Annotated in this window: 9 protein-coding genes, 1 tRNA gene and 1 pseudogene; 4 read left to right on the top strand and 7 right to left on the bottom strand. The window is 54.6% G+C overall.

Annotation, left to right across the window (positions count from 1 at the left end; genetic code table 11):
* Nucleotides 1–223 precede the first annotated feature (223 nt).
* The 3 genes from LN415_01320 to ileS all read left to right on the top strand — a co-directional run bounded on the left by LN415_01320 (nucleotide 224) and on the right by ileS (nucleotide 10,667).
* The gene (locus LN415_01320) at nucleotides 224–5,914 is read left to right on the top strand and encodes a hypothetical protein (protein MCJ2555736.1); all 5,691 of its coding nucleotides are present in this window, start codon (nucleotides 224–226) and stop codon (nucleotides 5,912–5,914) included.
* 40 nt (nucleotides 5,915–5,954) lie between these two features.
* Nucleotides 5,955–6,059: transfer RNA gene (locus tag LN415_01325), tRNA-His, on the top strand.
* Between the two features lie 111 nt (nucleotides 6,060–6,170).
* Nucleotides 6,171–10,667: an isoleucine--tRNA ligase gene (gene ileS, locus LN415_01330; GenBank protein MCJ2555737.1), complete on the top strand. Its 4,497-nt coding sequence runs from the start codon at nucleotides 6,171–6,173 to the stop codon at nucleotides 10,665–10,667.
* Between the two features lie 60 nt (nucleotides 10,668–10,727).
* Here the strand turns inward: ileS and LN415_01335 are convergent, their stop codons facing one another.
* The 5 genes and pseudogenes from LN415_01335 to fliE all read right to left on the bottom strand — a co-directional run bounded on the left by LN415_01335 (nucleotide 10,728) and on the right by fliE (nucleotide 13,627).
* Nucleotides 10,728–11,111: an NUDIX domain-containing protein gene (locus tag LN415_01335; protein ID MCJ2555738.1), complete on the bottom strand. Its 384-nt coding sequence runs from the start codon at nucleotides 11,109–11,111 to the stop codon at nucleotides 10,728–10,730.
* Nucleotides 11,112–11,117: 6 nt separating this feature from the next.
* A pseudogene (locus LN415_01340) lies at nucleotides 11,118–11,507 on the bottom strand (DUF126 domain-containing protein).
* Nucleotides 11,504–12,670 carry an aconitase X catalytic domain-containing protein gene (locus tag LN415_01345; GenBank protein MCJ2555739.1) on the bottom strand — a complete coding sequence of 389 codons (1,167 nt, stop codon included), beginning with the start codon at nucleotides 12,668–12,670 and terminating at the stop codon, nucleotides 11,504–11,506. The pseudogene LN415_01340 and the gene LN415_01345 overlap by 4 nt, the downstream one beginning before the upstream one ends.
* Before the next feature lie 4 nt (nucleotides 12,671–12,674).
* Nucleotides 12,675–13,100 (bottom strand): hypothetical protein, encoded by a 426-nt coding sequence (locus LN415_01350; protein MCJ2555740.1) that lies wholly within the window; start codon nucleotides 13,098–13,100, stop codon nucleotides 12,675–12,677.
* Complete coding sequence (gene fliE / locus LN415_01355; GenBank protein MCJ2555741.1) at nucleotides 13,097–13,627, bottom strand: flagellar hook-basal body complex protein FliE; 531 nt, start codon at nucleotides 13,625–13,627, stop codon at nucleotides 13,097–13,099. The genes LN415_01350 and fliE overlap by 4 nt, the downstream gene beginning before the upstream one ends.
* Before the next feature lie 138 nt (nucleotides 13,628–13,765).
* On the opposite strand from fliE, the gene pdxS reads away from it, so the two are divergent.
* Nucleotides 13,766–14,785 carry a pyridoxal 5'-phosphate synthase lyase subunit PdxS gene (pdxS, locus tag LN415_01360; protein MCJ2555742.1) on the top strand — a complete coding sequence of 340 codons (1,020 nt, stop codon included), beginning with the start codon at nucleotides 13,766–13,768 and terminating at the stop codon, nucleotides 14,783–14,785.
* Here the strand turns inward: pdxS and LN415_01365 are convergent.
* Nucleotides 14,739–15,737 carry a 50S ribosome-binding GTPase gene (locus LN415_01365; protein MCJ2555743.1) on the bottom strand — a complete coding sequence of 333 codons (999 nt, stop codon included), beginning with the start codon at nucleotides 15,735–15,737 and terminating at the stop codon, nucleotides 14,739–14,741. The two genes, pdxS and LN415_01365, sit on opposite strands and share 47 nt — an antisense overlap.
* 28 nt (nucleotides 15,738–15,765) lie before the next feature.
* Nucleotides 15,766–16,173 (bottom strand): hypothetical protein (locus LN415_01370; protein ID MCJ2555744.1); only part of this gene is annotated, 408 nt, incomplete at its 5' end.

The raw sequence follows: 16,173 nt of genomic DNA on the forward strand, positions 1-16,173 counted from the left end.
CTGTGGCCAGTCGTCACACGCGAGCCAGTGGAATCGGGTTAACTGCGCTTGGGGTCGATTCTGTCGATCATCGACGGCCTCAAGAGACGCATTCGTGCGGCCCCGTTCCTCACGTCAACAGCGATTCCGCGTGGAACACCTGGGAGTATCAAATCTGATAACAAGGCAGTCACCTTTATACACGCCTTTCAACAACTTATTGAGCAAGGGGCTGTGCGATTCGATGGGAGACGAGAAGAGGATAGAATGTCCCCGCTGCGAGGCGAAGCTGGAAGCGAATAGCAGGTTCTGCAATTACTGCGGTCATTCTCTTGCAGAGACGGGAATGAAGAAGGCTCCTCGAAGGAAAATTGGACCCATCTCGGCGAAAAAGCGGGTTCTGATACTCATCTCCAGTGTGGAAAAAGCGTTGAGGGCCGCGAAGAGAAGCGGTGCAGAGATTGCCAGCATACACGTGGCTCTGGACCACGTGAGAAGGATACTGTCAGAAGAGAACTTCGAGGAGGCAGAGGGCAAGGCGAAGATCCTTCTTCGGAAGGCGAGAGAGGCCAATGTGAGGAGGAAGAAGGAGCTCATGATTCTCAACGCCAAGCTCATCGTCGACAAGGCTCGAGAGCTTGGTGCAGACGTTGCGACAGCCCACGACCTTGTCAAGAAGGCGGACATCGCTCTCGAAAACGGCATCTATGGCGATGTCGTCGAGTTCGTCAGAAATGCGAAGAAGGAGGCGGCAGAGGCGAAGAGAAAGAGAAGAGCCCGCCTGATGATCCAGAACTTCAAGCCAAAGCTCGACTATGCCTATGAAATCGGGGCAGACGTCGCTGTGGCCAGAGAATACCTCAAGAGCGCCGAGGAGTCTCTTGAAAGGGCGGTTTACGGGGAAGTCCAGGAATACCTCAAACTAGCCCGTACCGAGGTCAACGAGGTCAAGCGGTTCAAGAGGGCCTCAGATCTTGTCGAGAAAGCGGGAAAATCCGTGCATTCAGCCAGAGCCGCAGGGGCGGATACTAGCGAAGTCGAGGAGACACTCCACCAGGCTAAAGCCGCTCTCCAGAAGCGGGAATTCGATGAAGTAAAGAGCCTGACAAAGGAGGCTCAGAAGCAGGTAGACCGCACGACACGTCGATATGAAATCGAGGGTTCTCTCGAATCGATGTGCCAGGAGATCGAGTACATCAAGTCAATCGAGGTCGACATAACGCGGGCCGATGGCATAGCCGAGAAAGTCCGCGAGGCTCTGGAGAAGGGCGACAATAGCCGCGCTCGTAGATACCTGTCTCAGCTTAGAACCTGGCTCGCGAAGGAGAAGAGGAAACTCGGAGCCACGGATGAGGACATCCCCATCCAGATGCTCGGTGTGTCCAAGAGGCTGGGAGACATCAGGGAGATCGTTGACGAGATCCGAAAGGTCGGAGTCGACATCTCCTACGTCGAGGATCTCTTCGAGGAAGTGAAACAGGCCTTCCAGGGGAGGGACATCGCCAAGTCCGAGGAGATACTCTCGGAAATCGAAGAGATGGCGCTCAGTCTGAAAGAGTCGCTCACGATCGCTGCAAGGGACCTTCTGAAAAGGGCGAAGAAGCAGGCGGATGAGGCCAGAAAGGAGAACCTCAACATTGGGAGCGCCAGAGAAACGGTCAGGAACGGACTCAGAGCTCTTGAGGAGGGCCACATCGACGAAGCGCTCCAATACGCTGAGATCGCGCGGAATCTCGTTGACAGGGCGAAGAAGGAGAGAGTTGTTGACGTTGCAAAGGGCAGCCTCCTCAGAATGGAAGTCATGATCACCGACTCGAAGAAGCTTGGTCTAGACGTAGATGAGGCGGAGACCTTCTACCGCAAAGCGTCCATCGACTTCGAGAGGGGAGAATTCGAGAAGATCGAAGCCTTTGTTCCCAAAGTTGACCTGTCCGCCAAGAAGGCAAAGAGGTTGTTCATCATCACAAAGGCTCAGGACGAACTTGAGGGCGCATCGTTCGCCATCGATGACGTTGAGAGAATGGGGGCCGATGTCCCAGAGGCGAAGGACATCCTGAAGAATGCGAGAGAGGCTCTCTTCGAAGAGAACTACGATGCCGTCATGGAGCTTTCCAGAAGGATTCGGGACATAGTGGGAGAGGCCGAGAAGGAGAAGATCATCGAGCGGTTCGGGGCCAAGAGCCAGGGCATAGCCACGATGATCGCAGGAGCCAAGGCATTGGGCATCGACATCGAACACGCTCAGTCGCTCCTTGGCATGGCAGACGAGTACTTGGGGAAGCAGGAGATCATGCAGGCAAAGGATCTCATTCGGAGAGCGGAGGTATCAGCCGGGAAGAAGATCCAGGATTTCATCAAGGACAAGTATCCGAAGGTCTTCGTCAATATGCCCACGAAGGGCTTCCAAGCGGACGTGTGGAACCGCTTGATTCTGGAGATAATCAACGAGGGTAACCTCAGGTCCGAGAATGTCGACATACAGCTCAAAGGTGACTTCGAAGTCAGGGGCCTGGAGACTATCCCGAAGATAGATCCCAATGAGAAGAGGACGATAGAGGTGGGAGTCAAACCCAAGAGAGAGGGAGACCTCCCGGTCGATACGTCCGTCTCGTACCAGAGGCCTTTCGACAATCAGGTCTACGGTCATGATGAGACGAGGCAGCTCTCCGTCAAGGTCTATGGAACCTATGTCGTGGAGGATGTCTTCCTTGTCCACAACGATGGGAGGCTCATAGGCCATGAGACTAGAAAGCACCGCACGGATATCGATGAGGACATCTTTTCCGGTATGCTCACTATTGTTCAGGAATTCGTCAAGGATTCCTTCAAAACGAGAAGTGAAGGGGGGCTCAAGAGGCTCGACTTCGGCGGCAACATGATAGTCATCGAGAGGGGTCCTCACGTGTACCTCGCCTGCGTCGTAGCGGGAGATGAACCCACCTTCCTGCCCCTTCACATGGTCGAGACAATAGGCGAGGTCGAGGGTGGGTATGCCGACGTCCTGGAGAACTGGAGCGGTTTGCTCAGTGAGCTTGATGGGGTAGACGAGATAATCAGGAAACTGATGTATGTCTCCGACGCAGCTGGCGCCGACCTCGTCGGACTGGAAAAGAGCGGTGTTGTCCAGACTATCAGTGCCATAGAGGAGGCGAAGGAAGCGGGAGCGGACATCACTGAGGCCGAGACACTGATCCAGGATGCTATGGAAAACATGGACAAGCAAGACTGGAAGAAGGCCTGGAACCTCGTTCGAGATGCAGAGGATAGCGCCAATTCGGCGAGAGTCCAATACATAGCAATGGTCGAGGACCAGCTTGCAGCTGCCAAGGAGATAGTCGACAAGGCCCATGAGCTGGGAATAAGAATGGAGGAAGCAGAGGAGCTTTTTGAGATAGCCACTCAGGCGATCAACAGCGGGGAGTTTGCCACGATCGCATCCGTTACCGAAAGGATCAAGGACATCATGAGCAGAGGCGGCTTGGAGATCCAGAGACTCGAATCCGAGAAGAACATGCGCGAAGCAAGACTCCTTGTGGATGCAGCCAAGCAGGAAGGTCTCGACATCTTTGAGGCCGAGCGTCTTCTTAGATCTGCCGAATCGTCCTACCAGTCTTCCGATACTGAGGAGGTCTCAAGGCTACTCGCCTCCGTGGGAGGAGTCGTGGAGAAGTCGAGGAACAAGCGCTGGAAAGGTGAGATCGAAAGGAGAATAGGTTCGCTAGCCTCCGTTGTGTCCAAAGCTCGTGAGCTTGGCTTCGATGTGACTGAAGCCGATGACCTCATGGAGGATGCGAAGAGAGTGCTCGATTCTGACGATATCGACAAGATGGAGGCTTACCTCGAGCGGCTCGAGTCCCCTGTTGAAGGAATCAAGAAGAAGCTTCTCCTCGCCGAGGCCGAAGAACGCCTCAACGAGATCGCCACTCTCGTGAACAGGGCGAAGGAAGCGGGTCTGGGCGTTGACGAAGAAGTGCAATTGACCTCTGACGCTCGATCCCTGCTGGAGGATGGGAATCTAGATGAACTGGAGCGCATCGTCGAGGCAGCCGAGGGCTCTGCCAGGGAGAAGATAGACGAGTTTCTTAAGGAGAGAAGGCCCAGGCTCCACGTCCGCCTTCCGAAGAGAGGATTCCAGGACGATGCGTGGAACCAGTATCGTGTCGAAGTCGAGAATAGAGGAAATCTGGAAGCAAAGGATGTTGATGTCAGGCTCGACGGTGACTTCGAAGTGAAGGGTCTTGAACCCATTTCCGAGATAGATGTCAACGAGAAGAAGCACCTCGATGTGGGCATAAGGCCGAAGAAGTCGGGTGAAACACCAATCGATGCAAGCATATCCTACAGGCGTCCCTTCGATGACAAGATCTACGAGACGTTTGCCCAAGAGAACCTGAATATTGAAAACTCCGGGACGTATCTCATTGAGGATGTCTTCTTGATACACAACCAGGGCAACCTGGTCGTACGCGAGTCCAGGAAGTACAGGGAAGATCTGAACGAGAGAGCATTCAGCACGATGATCGGGGCAGTTCAGAGCTTCGTGAAAGACTCCTTCTCACAGCAGGGGAGCACTGGCCTTTCTAAGCTCGACTTCGGAGACAGCAAGGTCCTCATAGAGAGAGGGAAATCGGTCCATCTTGCCACCGTCGTCGTGGGGGATGAACCCAGGTTATTGCCGCTCTACATAATCGAGGTCCTGAAAGAGATTGAGGGGACTTATGGCGGGATTCTACACGATTGGAACGGGAGCATGGAAGGACTGGAGGGAATCCGAGAGATCGTTAGGAAGCTCCTCTTCATGAGTGAATTCCCAGGTGCAGATCTCGGCGCCCTCGATGATAGTATGATATCCAAGGCCTTCGGTCTTGGGAGGTCTACCGAGCGCACTCTCGCCCCGGACGAAGCCGAAAAGCTCATCATTGATATAACCAGGGAAATAGAAGAGATGGGCTACGAGGATATCTGGAAGAAGGTTGCTGAGTCAATGCCAACGGAGGACGAGGGAGAGATGCATCCTGGCATGTCCCGGGACAAAGCCTACTCTACGCTCAGCGTGGAGATTCTCAAATCCGAGGTTGGAGAGCTGGATGACGAGGAAAGGCTTAGGGATTATCTGGATCTCATAAACAGGGTCACAAGTGCGGTTGCGAAGGCTCGGTCTGAGAATGGAGTGGAATCCAACGTCCCCGTTCTCGTTGCCGTGCTTCCCGACACTCAAGAGATCAGGGAAACGGTGGAGACCTTCGAGAAAGTGATCAAAGGCGAGGCCAACATACGGGAATTGGAGACTGTCCCCGTGGACGACGAATGGGACGGGCTCAAGATTGAGGCAATCCCCCACTTGGACATGATTATGGGGAAATACAGGTTCTGGGCCAAGAAGATTGAGACGCTGCTCAAATCCCAATCGGCCTGGAAAATCAAGAGAGGGCTCGACAAGGGTGCGTACTTCCTGGGAATCGAGGGGCAGAGCGTGGAAATCAACCCCGGCATGGTCTCGTTCGAGATTCTATTGCCAGACAACGTCGTGAGACAGAAGTTCAATGGCGGAAGCTTGTACGTCAGTTTCCCTCAAACCGGAAAGACGAGCGATTCTGGACCTTCTCCCGGGGTGACGGAGAGAGCCGAGTCCGACGAGGCGGACGAATCGTCCATCGCGACCGAGATTGTTGGGAGAATACTGGAAATGAGGAAGGACATGAATCTCGAAGATGAACAGCAGGTCGAAGTCAAGATATCCGCGAATGAAGGGCTCCTTGTGGAGCTCGAATCTCAGAAAGATAGAATCGTTCAGGAGACAAATTCGAAGTGCGTCGAATTCGTTACCAAGGAGAGCATAGAGGGCGAGGATGGATACACAATCGAATGGCAAGTTGCTGACGAAACATTCATGATTTCCTTGAGGCGATCGCAAGGAATAGGCAGCGCCGCCTGAGGAAAGTCTTTATCCGAGATGATATATCAAACACCGAGTGGCCGGGGTGGGGTAGCCTGGTTATCCTCAGGGACTGTGGATCCCTTGTCCCGAGTTCAAACGAATCCCAGTGAGGGCTGGGGTTCTGGAATTCTCGGTCCCGGCCCTCGCAACTATCTGGTCAACAGTTAAATACATGGTCTTGGGTATAGACCAGTTGCGGCCGCACCGATGAAAAAAGTGCAGTTGCGTCGGAATACCTCACAGGAGGATTGCGATGATAAAGCAAGCCGAGAAAGAATACAGTCCGTATGAGCTTGAGACGAGGATAAGAGACTTCTGGAAGAGATCCAAGGCGTATCGCAAGACCAAGCAGAGCAGAAAGGAAGGCGAGGACTATTTCTTCTTGGACGGGCCTCCATATACAACCGAGTCTGCGCACCTTGGAACCGCTTGGAACAAGATAATCAAGGACCTGATTATCCGCTTCAGACGGATGCACGGATACAATGTCAGGGACCAGCCTGGCTATGACATGCACGGCCTGCCAATCGAGGTCCAGGTCGAGCGTTCCCTCGGCATCATGAACAAGAAGCAAATCGAGGAGCTGGGAATCAAGAAGTTCGTGGATACCTGCAGGGATTTCGCTCTGCAATTCCAGGAGAAGATGACCCAGCAGTTCGAGGAACTGGGCGTCTGGATGGACTGGGACAAACCCTACAGGACGATCGAGAATTCATACATAGAGGGCGCATGGTGGACGATGAAGAAGGCCCACGAGAAGGGACTGCTTGACCAGGCCCAGAGGGTTCTTCAATGGTGCCCGAGGTGCGAGACGGCCCTTGCGGAGGCTGAGATCGAGTACTTCGACGAGACCGACCCGTCGCTCTTCGTAATGTTCCCCCTCGTCGACCGCGAGGACGAGTACATGCTCGTTTGGACGACAACTCCGTGGACGCTTCCCGCCAATCTAGCCGCGGCCGTTCACCCGAACCTGAACTACGCGAAGGTGCTGGTCACACGTGAAGGCAGCCGCCAATACGTATGGCTCTACGAGGGAAACGTCGAGCAGGTGATGGGCAGCACGCCGGACGTCCTGAACTATGATGTGAAGGAGACTGTATCTGGTAAGGAACTGGTCGGCCTCGAATACAAGCATCCATTAGCCAACAATGTGCCCTATCTGGATGAGATACGGGGCAACTGGGTTCACAAGGTCCTGGCATCCGACATAGTCACTGATGAGTTCACTGGAATCGTTCACATGGCCCCCGGCCACGGTCCTGAGGATTTCGACATCGGCATACAGCATGACCTGCCAGCATTCTGTCCCGTGGACGAGAGGGGTTACTTCACGACAGACGCTGGGGATTACAGGACCATGCATGTCAGGGAAGCCAATCGAAAGATAATCGACGATCTGACGGCCTCAGGGGCCCTTTTCAACGAGGAGGACATCACGCACAGATACGGGCATTGCTGGAGATGCCAGACGCCAATCATCTACCGCGTCACGGAACAGTGGTTCTTGAAGGTGAAGGGACTCAAAGACAAGATGCTCAAGGAGGTGGACAAGATCCAGTGGACGCCCGAATGGGCGGGAGCATCGAGACAATACGATTGGGTGCAGAATGCGAGGGACTGGTGCATCTCGAGACAGAGATACTGGGGCATCCCACTCCCAATCTGGAAATGCGAGTGCGGGGAGATGACCGTCGTCGGATCCTCCAAGGAGCTGAGCGAAGGAGAGAACTATGTCGAGGGAATGGACCTCCACAGGCCTTCCATAGACTCGATCGTGTTGACTTGCCCGGCCTGCAAGAAGGAAATGCACAGGATTACTGACATTCTAGATGTCTGGTTCGACTCTGGAGTCTGCTCCTGGGCGCAGCTGGGATATCCCGGGAGAAGGGATGAATTCAAGAGATGGTGGCCGGCGAGATGGATTACAGAGGCGCCCGACCAGACCAGAGGCTGGTTCTATTCACAGTTGGGGGCTGGAGTGATCGCGTTCGACAGGGCGCCCTACGAGTCTGTCCTAGTGCACGGCTGGTTGAACGATTCCGAAGGTCTGCCCATGTCCAAGAGTCGGGGGAATACGATAGAACCTTCTGGCATCGTCCATGAGTTCGGTGCCGATGCTCTAAGATTCTATCTTCTCAGAACCAGTGCCCCCTGGGAGGACATAAGCTTCCAGGTGGATGAAGTGAAGAATGCCAAGAGAACATTGAACATACTATGGAACGTTCAGAGGTTCGCATCCACCTACATGGTCATAGACGATTTCGACCCCGAAGAGTGGTCCCTGGATAGTCTCTCCGATCATATGAGGCCCGAGGATCGATGGATACTCTCAAGACTGCAGAAGGTCAAGATCCTCGCCGAGGAGGAACTCGAGAGCTACAATATCCACAAGGCCTGCCGTGAGGTGGAGGACTTCATATTGAACAACCTGTCCAGATGGTACGTCAGGTTGATCAGGAGCCGAACGTGGCTTGAGGAGGAGGACAGGAGCAAGCTTTCCGCCTACAAGGTCCTTCACGAATGCCTCACTACTATCGCGAAGATATTTGCGCCATTTACCCCACACATCGCGGAGGCCATCTACCAGAACTTGGATGGAACGGCATTGACAGTTCACATGTGTGACTGGCCAGAGGCCGACGAGTCGCTTATCGATTCCAAGCTCGAGAATCAGATGGAGACGATTCAAGAGATTGTCGAGGTCGTGCTCAAGGTCAGACAGAAACAGGGACTCAAACTCCGCTGGCCAGTGAGGAAGATTACGGTGAAGCCAGCCGATGCTTCCGCGTACGAAGCTTTCGATGTCCTTCGGGATGTATTCGCGAATCAGACCAACTGCAAGGAGTTGGATATTCTGCAGCCAGGTCAGGATTTCGACGACTACGTGCTCCAGGTCAAACCAAAGGAAGCCGCGATCGGAAAGGCGTACAAGCAATGGTCCAGCAAAATCGCGACTCTCCTGGAGAGTCGGCCCGCCGACGTCGTTGCCAAAGAGATAAGGAAAGGCCAGTACGTCCTTGGAATCGAGGGCCACGTCATCCGAGTCGATCCTGAGATGGTGGAAATCGGAATGAAGCTCCCCAAGAACGTCGTGAGCGTGGCCCACGACAAGGGAGAGATATTCGTTGATATGGAAATCACCCCGGAAATCAGGGGCGAAGGGTTCGCCCGCGAGACCATTCGAAGAATCCAGGAGATGCGGAAGGAGATCGACCTCGATGTCGAGGATTTCGTGAGCACCAAGGTGAAGGGTAGAGAGGAACTGCTGAGACTGGTAGCTAGATGGAAGGATTTCATAGCAACCGAAACAAGGTCAAGAGATCTGCATCTCTCCAAGGTCGACATCGACGAAGAGTACGTCGTCGAATGGAACATCGAGGGAGAGGTGGTCACCATCGGAATCACGCCTCTCTACATGAAGGAGGCACTAATCACATTCACACAGATTCCAGGCATCAATGAGAAGAAAGCTGTACTCATGTATGATGCAGGATACAATAGCCTCGCTTCTTTGGAGCAGGCAACCAGTGGAGAACTCGGGAAGATAGAGGGAATGGATGAACTCGATGTCAGGAGGATTGAGAACTTCCTATCGCTTTCTCTGGAGGAAAGGGCCTTCCGCGCCTTCGTCTGTCCCTTCTGCGATATAGACCTGTCCTCGGGGACGACGGTCTGCCCACGATGCGGGGAGTCCATCGAAGAAGAGAAGCACATTTGCCCCGAGTGCAAGAACGAGGTCTCGGCCGAAGCCCTCATATGTGAGCACTGTGGGGCCCAGCTCATGGAGGTTGCGGCAGCCACAGTAATCAAGGACAAGATCGACACCCTCACACACATCGGGGGAGTCTCTGTGGAGAATGCGGAGTGGCTTCTCTCGAAAGGATACGACTACGACAGGCTAGCTGGTGCCGACCTCGAAGAGATACGGCAGGTCGAGGGCATACGCGAGAGCTTGGCATTCCTCCTGGCAGATCACTTCGGTAAAGTCGAGCATGTCTGTCCACTCTGTGGGACGAAGGTCGAGGCTGATGCGACCGTGTGTCGGCGTTGCGGAACATCTCTGGTTCCCGTCGAGGGGGAACCGGAGGAAGCTCCCCCGGTAGAGGCCGAGGTCTCCGAAGAGCTTCCCGCAGAGGAGGCTGTTCCCGAGGAGGCACCACTTATGGAGGTTGAGGAGCCTATCGAGGACGTGGCCGAGGAGGTTGCTGAAGAACCCGAACCCGTGCCAGAGGGGCTCGAAGCCGAGGTGGAGGAACCTCCAATCGCGGACGCAGAGATCGAGATCCCCGATTTGAATGAGGCCTTCACGTATCTCGTTAAGGAAGAGAGATCGGACTACACATTCAGAATGCTCCTGAAGGGCATCGAGAAGGGGAAACCTGGTTTTTGCGTCACTCGAATCTATCCTGACAAGGTGAGGGAGGCACACGGCCTCGAAGACGTTCCTATCCTCTGGCTCAGCAATGTGGGGAAAGAGGACTCCGTCCGCCCCAAGGACCTGGAGAAGCTGAGCCTCTCCCTCGAGCAGTTTATCACCAAGGAATCCGGGATCGTGCTTCTCGACGGCATCGAATATCTGATTACGAACAACAACTTCATAACCGTCCTGCGACTCATCCAATCCCTTCGCGACCAGATTGCCATCAACAGGTCCATACTCCTGATATCAGTCAATCCTGCAACTCTCGATGAACACCAGCTTAATCTGCTGGAACGCGAGGTGGATACTGTTCTGGGTCCCTATCCTTAGCACCCACCGTTGGGCATGTCGCCGATATCTGCCCCAACCAGATCGTGGAGTTCCCGGTGACTACATGAGGCTATCAAGCACTCTCTTCAGTCTGGTCACGCGATCATAGCTTGAGATTTCCTCCGGCCGAATCCATCGGTACTCCACGTGCTCCCAGTCAATCGTGATCTTTCTTGTGTCGACCTCATATAAGAAGGGATGAACCTCCCAGATGGTGTCATTCCCGCGTGCCAGGATGGGCTTTCCCTCCTTTCTGAGCAATGGATTCCCAATGGCGGTTTCCTCAAGGATCTCCTGCCTGGACCTATCAACCGGGTCCTCGTCGTCCTCCAAGTAACCAGAGACACCAGCCCACTTCCCCCTCTGCGTGCCGACCTCTTCGCTTCTCTTCAACAGCAGGACTCTTCCCTTGTTGAAGAGGAAGGACGTGACCGCCCGCCTCAACTGTACGTCAGGCAGCTCAACGGAGGACTCCTCGGCATCTACAACCATCTTGTCCCCTGTTCTCAGGAGGCCAACGTCGATTCCATCAATCATCGGGATTCCAGATATCACTGCGCCAGTTGCCACCACCGCTTCTGCCCTCTCGTTGACAATCGCCACAGGAGCTCGTCTGCTCCTCTTTGTGCTGTACATGACGTAGGATCCGACCGTGCTGCCTCTTCCGAACGGGAATGCAAGAACCTTCCCCCGGATGGACTCACCAGAGATATCGCTCTTGTGGTCTGTTATCAGACCGCTCTGTGGGTCGACGTCACCCAGAAATGAGATAGGGGAAGTCGAGACCAACCCGATACCCTCCGCCCCCCCTCCTGATATCCTTCTACCTATGAGTTTCACAGGAATCTCCTCATCAGACTTCCGACATCGTCGAACACGACCTCCTGTGAGCAGAACTTGGGGAGGTAGAATGCAGCCTTTCCGGAATCCGTTGCCACCACTCTGCTTCTGTCTTCTATCGGGCAGACGACCATGCACGTGTCGCAGAGCACCTTCCCGATGTCTTCCAGCCGGTCGTGAAGGCCTCTAGCCTGGCTGTATACATGGCGGCTCGTGCATAGCCATATCTCGGTCCCTTTCCTCTTCTTCATTCGACGACCGGCCAGATCCTTGAGCTCCTCCATTGAAAGGTGAGGGCACCCGATGGCAACTATGTCGGGCTCCTCCTCCTCCTCCGTACCCAGCTCCTCTGCCTTCTCATCCAGCTCCTCTCGGCCGATATCGATTCTCTCCAATTCGTCGGCAACCGCGTTCCTGTGCTCGGGAGTCACGTCCTCAATGTGGAAGAGGGGGATTGAGCCCGTCGATGCCAGAGCGGCTCCCAGGGACTTCATTTCACTCTCGCTGGCGGACAGGCCTCGGAAATACGGGACCCCGTCCTCCGCAAACTCCCCCACTACGCATCCCAGGCTGGCGAAGTCCTTTCCCTTCAGCGGGCTTGAGACTTCCACGATCACCGTTGCCTTCCTGTTGTCGTCGATGTGAAGGCCGTATCGTGGCGTGAGGCCCGTCAGTGCTGAGGCCAACGCAGATGGCCCGCCCTCCCTGTTCGTGCGGGCCCCAATGACCGAATTGGCGAATGCCACCGCGGAAGATTCCGCCCAGGCGATGATATCTCCTTGGGATGGTCGGTTGCCCGCAAGATACGGTGTGCACGTCCAAGACTCCTCTACACCCATCTTCTCATACAGCCCCACGATTTCTAGCTGCTTCTGGGCGAAATCAGCAGATATCCCCATCTCCTTCCATCTCTGCCTGTCCATCGCTGTCGGGTTGGCAGTCGTTCTGGCCCTCACTCTCGTCCCCTGCGCCATGTCTGTGAGGAACTCGATCCCCGCGTCCCCTATCGTTTTGTACGAGACGCCACTGACGTGCGCTGAGCTTATCGGAACGAGACGGTCAGCGCCGAAGATGTCGCCGAGAGCGCAGAGTATCTCCATCGCCTTCCTTTCCCCGAAATGGCCGTTCTCCAACAACTCCTCCTGATCAGCCGTCAAGTGCAACGAATCACTCCTCTCGCAGCGTTTCCATCAGCACTCCCATTGCCACGTCCCGATTGGCTGGGTAAGCTCTCACTTTGGCAACAACTGATACCGCATCATCTTTCTCGGTCATCTCGATCGTGCCCTTGTATGCAGCCTGCTTTGAGAATCTCATGTGGAGACTCCCTTCCTCGTCCAATCTTCTGTTCAGCGAGGCGAGGATTCTCGAAAAGAGACCCACATCTCTGAGCTTCTCAAGGAAAGCTTCCAGGTCCTTTCTCTTGTTCAGGAAGACCGTGATCTTCACCACTGGGTTGCCGTGATGTCCCTTGAGTGTCTCGGTCTCCACCTTCTGAGCTCCTGAAACGAACCTCATGGCCGACTCCACTCTTGACTGGTCTTCAGTCGCGTGGGAGTACGTCCTCAACCTGACATTGTGCAGAATGTTCATTCGCCCAGCCCGCTGAGGTAGTCCTCTATGGATTTCCTGAAGTTCTCCAAGGTCCCTTCGTTCTCCACTCTGACATCCGCGGATTCGATTAGCGCACCCAAACCCCAAGCAGTTTCTCTCCTTTCTCTCCTGTCAAACTCGTCTCGTGACAGAATGTCGTCCTCTCTTCCTCGGGCGACGAGTCTTCGAAACCTTGTCTCGGGTGACGATCGGATGGCAACCAGTCTCAGGGAACCGCCAAAGCTATCCTGGAAGACTTTGAGCTCGGCATCGCTCCTCAACCCGTCTATCACACACTTCGATGATCGAACGAACGGAAGCGTCCTCCGAGCCCATACGTTTGGACCGTGGATCTTCCTCTCCTCGTCGGCCATGCCGCCAACGCTCGCATCGCTGAAAGGCAACCCCCTTCTCTGGGCCTCTTCCCTCACGACATCGCCCATTCTAGTGATCTGATATCCATGGTCCGAGCAGACTTTAATGAACTCTTCCTTCCCACAACCGGGCATACCTGTGACGCATATCACCGGCAAGATTCTACCCACCCAGTTGTCATTCAATCGAATCCTATAAGAACCTATTGAAGTTTCTTGGCCCGCCCTCAGAGAACCGAAAATTAGAAATAACCACGTGGAGTAGAGAGATGTCCCAGTGGGTGATGAGAAATGCCTTTAGATCTTGATCTGAGTAAACTGCGGTTCGGCACCGAACTGCTCAAGAGGGGATTTGCGAAAATGCAGAAGGGCGGCGTCATAATGGATGTCACAAACGCCGAGCAGGCCGTGATCTCCGAAGAAGCAGGTGCCGTTGCCGTGATGGCCCTCGAGAGAGTTCCTGCCGACATTAGAACTGCGGGGGGCGTCGCCAGGATGGCCGACCCCAAGAGGATTGAGGAGATAATCGGATCGGTCACGATACCTGTCATGGCCAAGGCCAGGATCGGTCATTTTGCGGAGGCCCAAGCCCTGGAGACCCTCGGGGTCGATATGGTCGATGAGTCCGAGGTTCTGACCCCCGCGGATCCTTTCTTCCACATAGACAAGAAGCAGTTCAAGATACCCTTTGTGTGTGGGACCAGAAACCTGGGCGAAGCGGCCAGGCGACTATTCGAAGGTGCCGCGATGATGCGGACAAAGGGTGAGGCGGGAACGGGAAACGTTGTAGAAGCGGTCCGCCATATGAGGATAATGAATTCCTCCATCTGCAGACTCGGCGACCTGTCCGAATCCGAGATGCACAGAACCGCCGGGAAGTTCGCTGAGAAGTACCTTACGCTGGCTGGGTTCGTGAAGTCACACATGGCAGATGAGAAAGCAGACTTCTCGACGATGACGATTTTTGGCGGGAAGACGTATTCCACGATGGTCGAGGAGATTCACGATGTGCTGAAGGAGATTGCGGAGATGAAGAGGCTCCCCGTCGTGAATTTCGCGGCGGGCGGCATAGCCACTCCAGCCGATGCGGCCATCATGATGCAGCTCGGCTGTGATGGTGTCTTCGTCGGCTCTGGGATATTCAAGTCCGGGGATCCACCCGTAATGGCAAGAGCGATTGTTGAGGCCGTGACGAACTTCGATGACCCCTCGGTTATCGCGGAGGTCTCGAAATCCCTCGGGGATCCAATGAGAGGTCTAGATATCAACGAGATTCCTGAGCACGAGCGACTTCAAGAGCGCGGGATATAGCCGCTTCCGCCGCAACCCGCCTGACCTCCTCAACTCCATCACCAGTGAGTGCCGACATCTGCAAGCGAGGAGAGTCCCGTCTCATCAGGTCAGATTTGTTCTCGACCGCGACAAGGGGGATGTCCTGGAACTGTTCGGAGATGTCTCTCATGAGGCTCTCCTGCTTCGCGACCTCATATCCGCAAGTCTCGGTCATGTCGAGGACGAAGACGATCGAATGTGCCAGGAACCTCAGAGCCGCAATGGCCTGTCTCTCAATCTCGTTCCTTTCGGCCATCTCCCTGTCGAGAAGACCTGGCGTGTCGATGACCTGGAAACGCGTGCGGTCCTTGTCGAAATGCCCCAACGACACCTTTTTCGTCGTGAATGGGTAATTCTCCACTCTCGGTTTCCCGGACGACATCGCTCTCACGATCAGGGACTTGCCCACATTGGGATACCCAGCGATGACTATCGTGGGCACTGATGGATCAATGGAAGGCATTTTTCGCAGTCTCTTCTTTGCCTCGATTAGGAAATCCAGTTTACTGGACGTCTGTTTCAACAACGACGATATCCGGCCGAAAGCCTCCTTTCTGAGGGCCTCGATCTCCGCATGGTTCCTCGCTATTCTTACTCTCTTGATGTAGGTCCTCCTGATCTCGCTGGATTTCTCCGCACACCACTTCAGCGCGCCCAATGACCTCTTCAGATCGTCTTTGCCGACGAGTATGTCAACTATCTCGAAATAGAAAGGGTGAAGACTGTCCACCGAAGAGGATTTCTTCTGATACCGAGTCAGAGTGGACACGATGACGTCGTTGAGGACGTCGATCTTCTTGATGGACGTCTTCTTGGCAATCTCCTTCTTGTTCCTCCCTCCCACGGAGACCTTCGAGACTCTCTTGAACGCCGTGTCCAGAAGCTCATCACATGTCATTATTGCCGGTATCCTGAACATCCAGGTGGTCATCTCCTTCGAGGACAAAATAGTTGCGTATCTAGACTGCCACGAAGCCAAATGCCACAAACACCGCCGCGACTATTGCCGACCGGATCACCCCAGCGACGAAATTGACACCAAGAAAAACGTTCATGCTCAGGACCTCTCCCTCCGTGTTGAAGAGGGAGTAGATGTATATCGGGACCGTGTCCGGCATCAAGGGAATGCTCAGGAGTATGAGTAGACCAACATGGCGTGTCCTTCGCACGAACCTGGTCATCAGCCCGACGAACCACTTCGAGAATCTGTATTTCTCGGACCATCTCCTGATGTTGTCTTCGACCCTTATTCCAAGGAAGAAGATCGCCCAGGCTCCCACGGTCTTCCCTATCGCTATTGTCAGAGTCGCACCCACGAAGAGCACGAAGTCTCCGCTCAGAATGGGCCAGATTAGCGCGACCTCGAT

Source organism: Candidatus Thermoplasmatota archaeon, assembly GCA_022848865.1.
Classification (GTDB): Archaea; Thermoplasmatota; Thermoplasmata; order RBG-16-68-12; family JAGMCJ01; genus JAGMCJ01.

Bases quoted from the DNA above. Each gene is read 5' to 3' on its own strand.
- LN415_01320 (MCJ2555736.1), top strand. From the start codon at position 224: ATGGGAGACGAGAAGAGGATAGAATGTCCCCGCTGCGAGGCGAAGCTG.
- ileS (MCJ2555737.1), top strand. From the start codon at position 6,171: ATGATAAAGCAAGCCGAGAAAGAATACAGTCCGTATGAGCTTGAGACG.
- LN415_01350 (MCJ2555740.1), bottom strand. From the start codon at position 13,100: ATGAACATTCTGCACAATGTCAGGTTGAGGACGTACTCCCACGCGACT.
- pdxS (MCJ2555742.1), top strand. From the start codon at position 13,766: ATGCCTTTAGATCTTGATCTGAGTAAACTGCGGTTCGGCACCGAACTG.
- LN415_01365 (MCJ2555743.1), bottom strand. From the start codon at position 15,737: ATGACCACCTGGATGTTCAGGATACCGGCAATAATGACATGTGATGAG.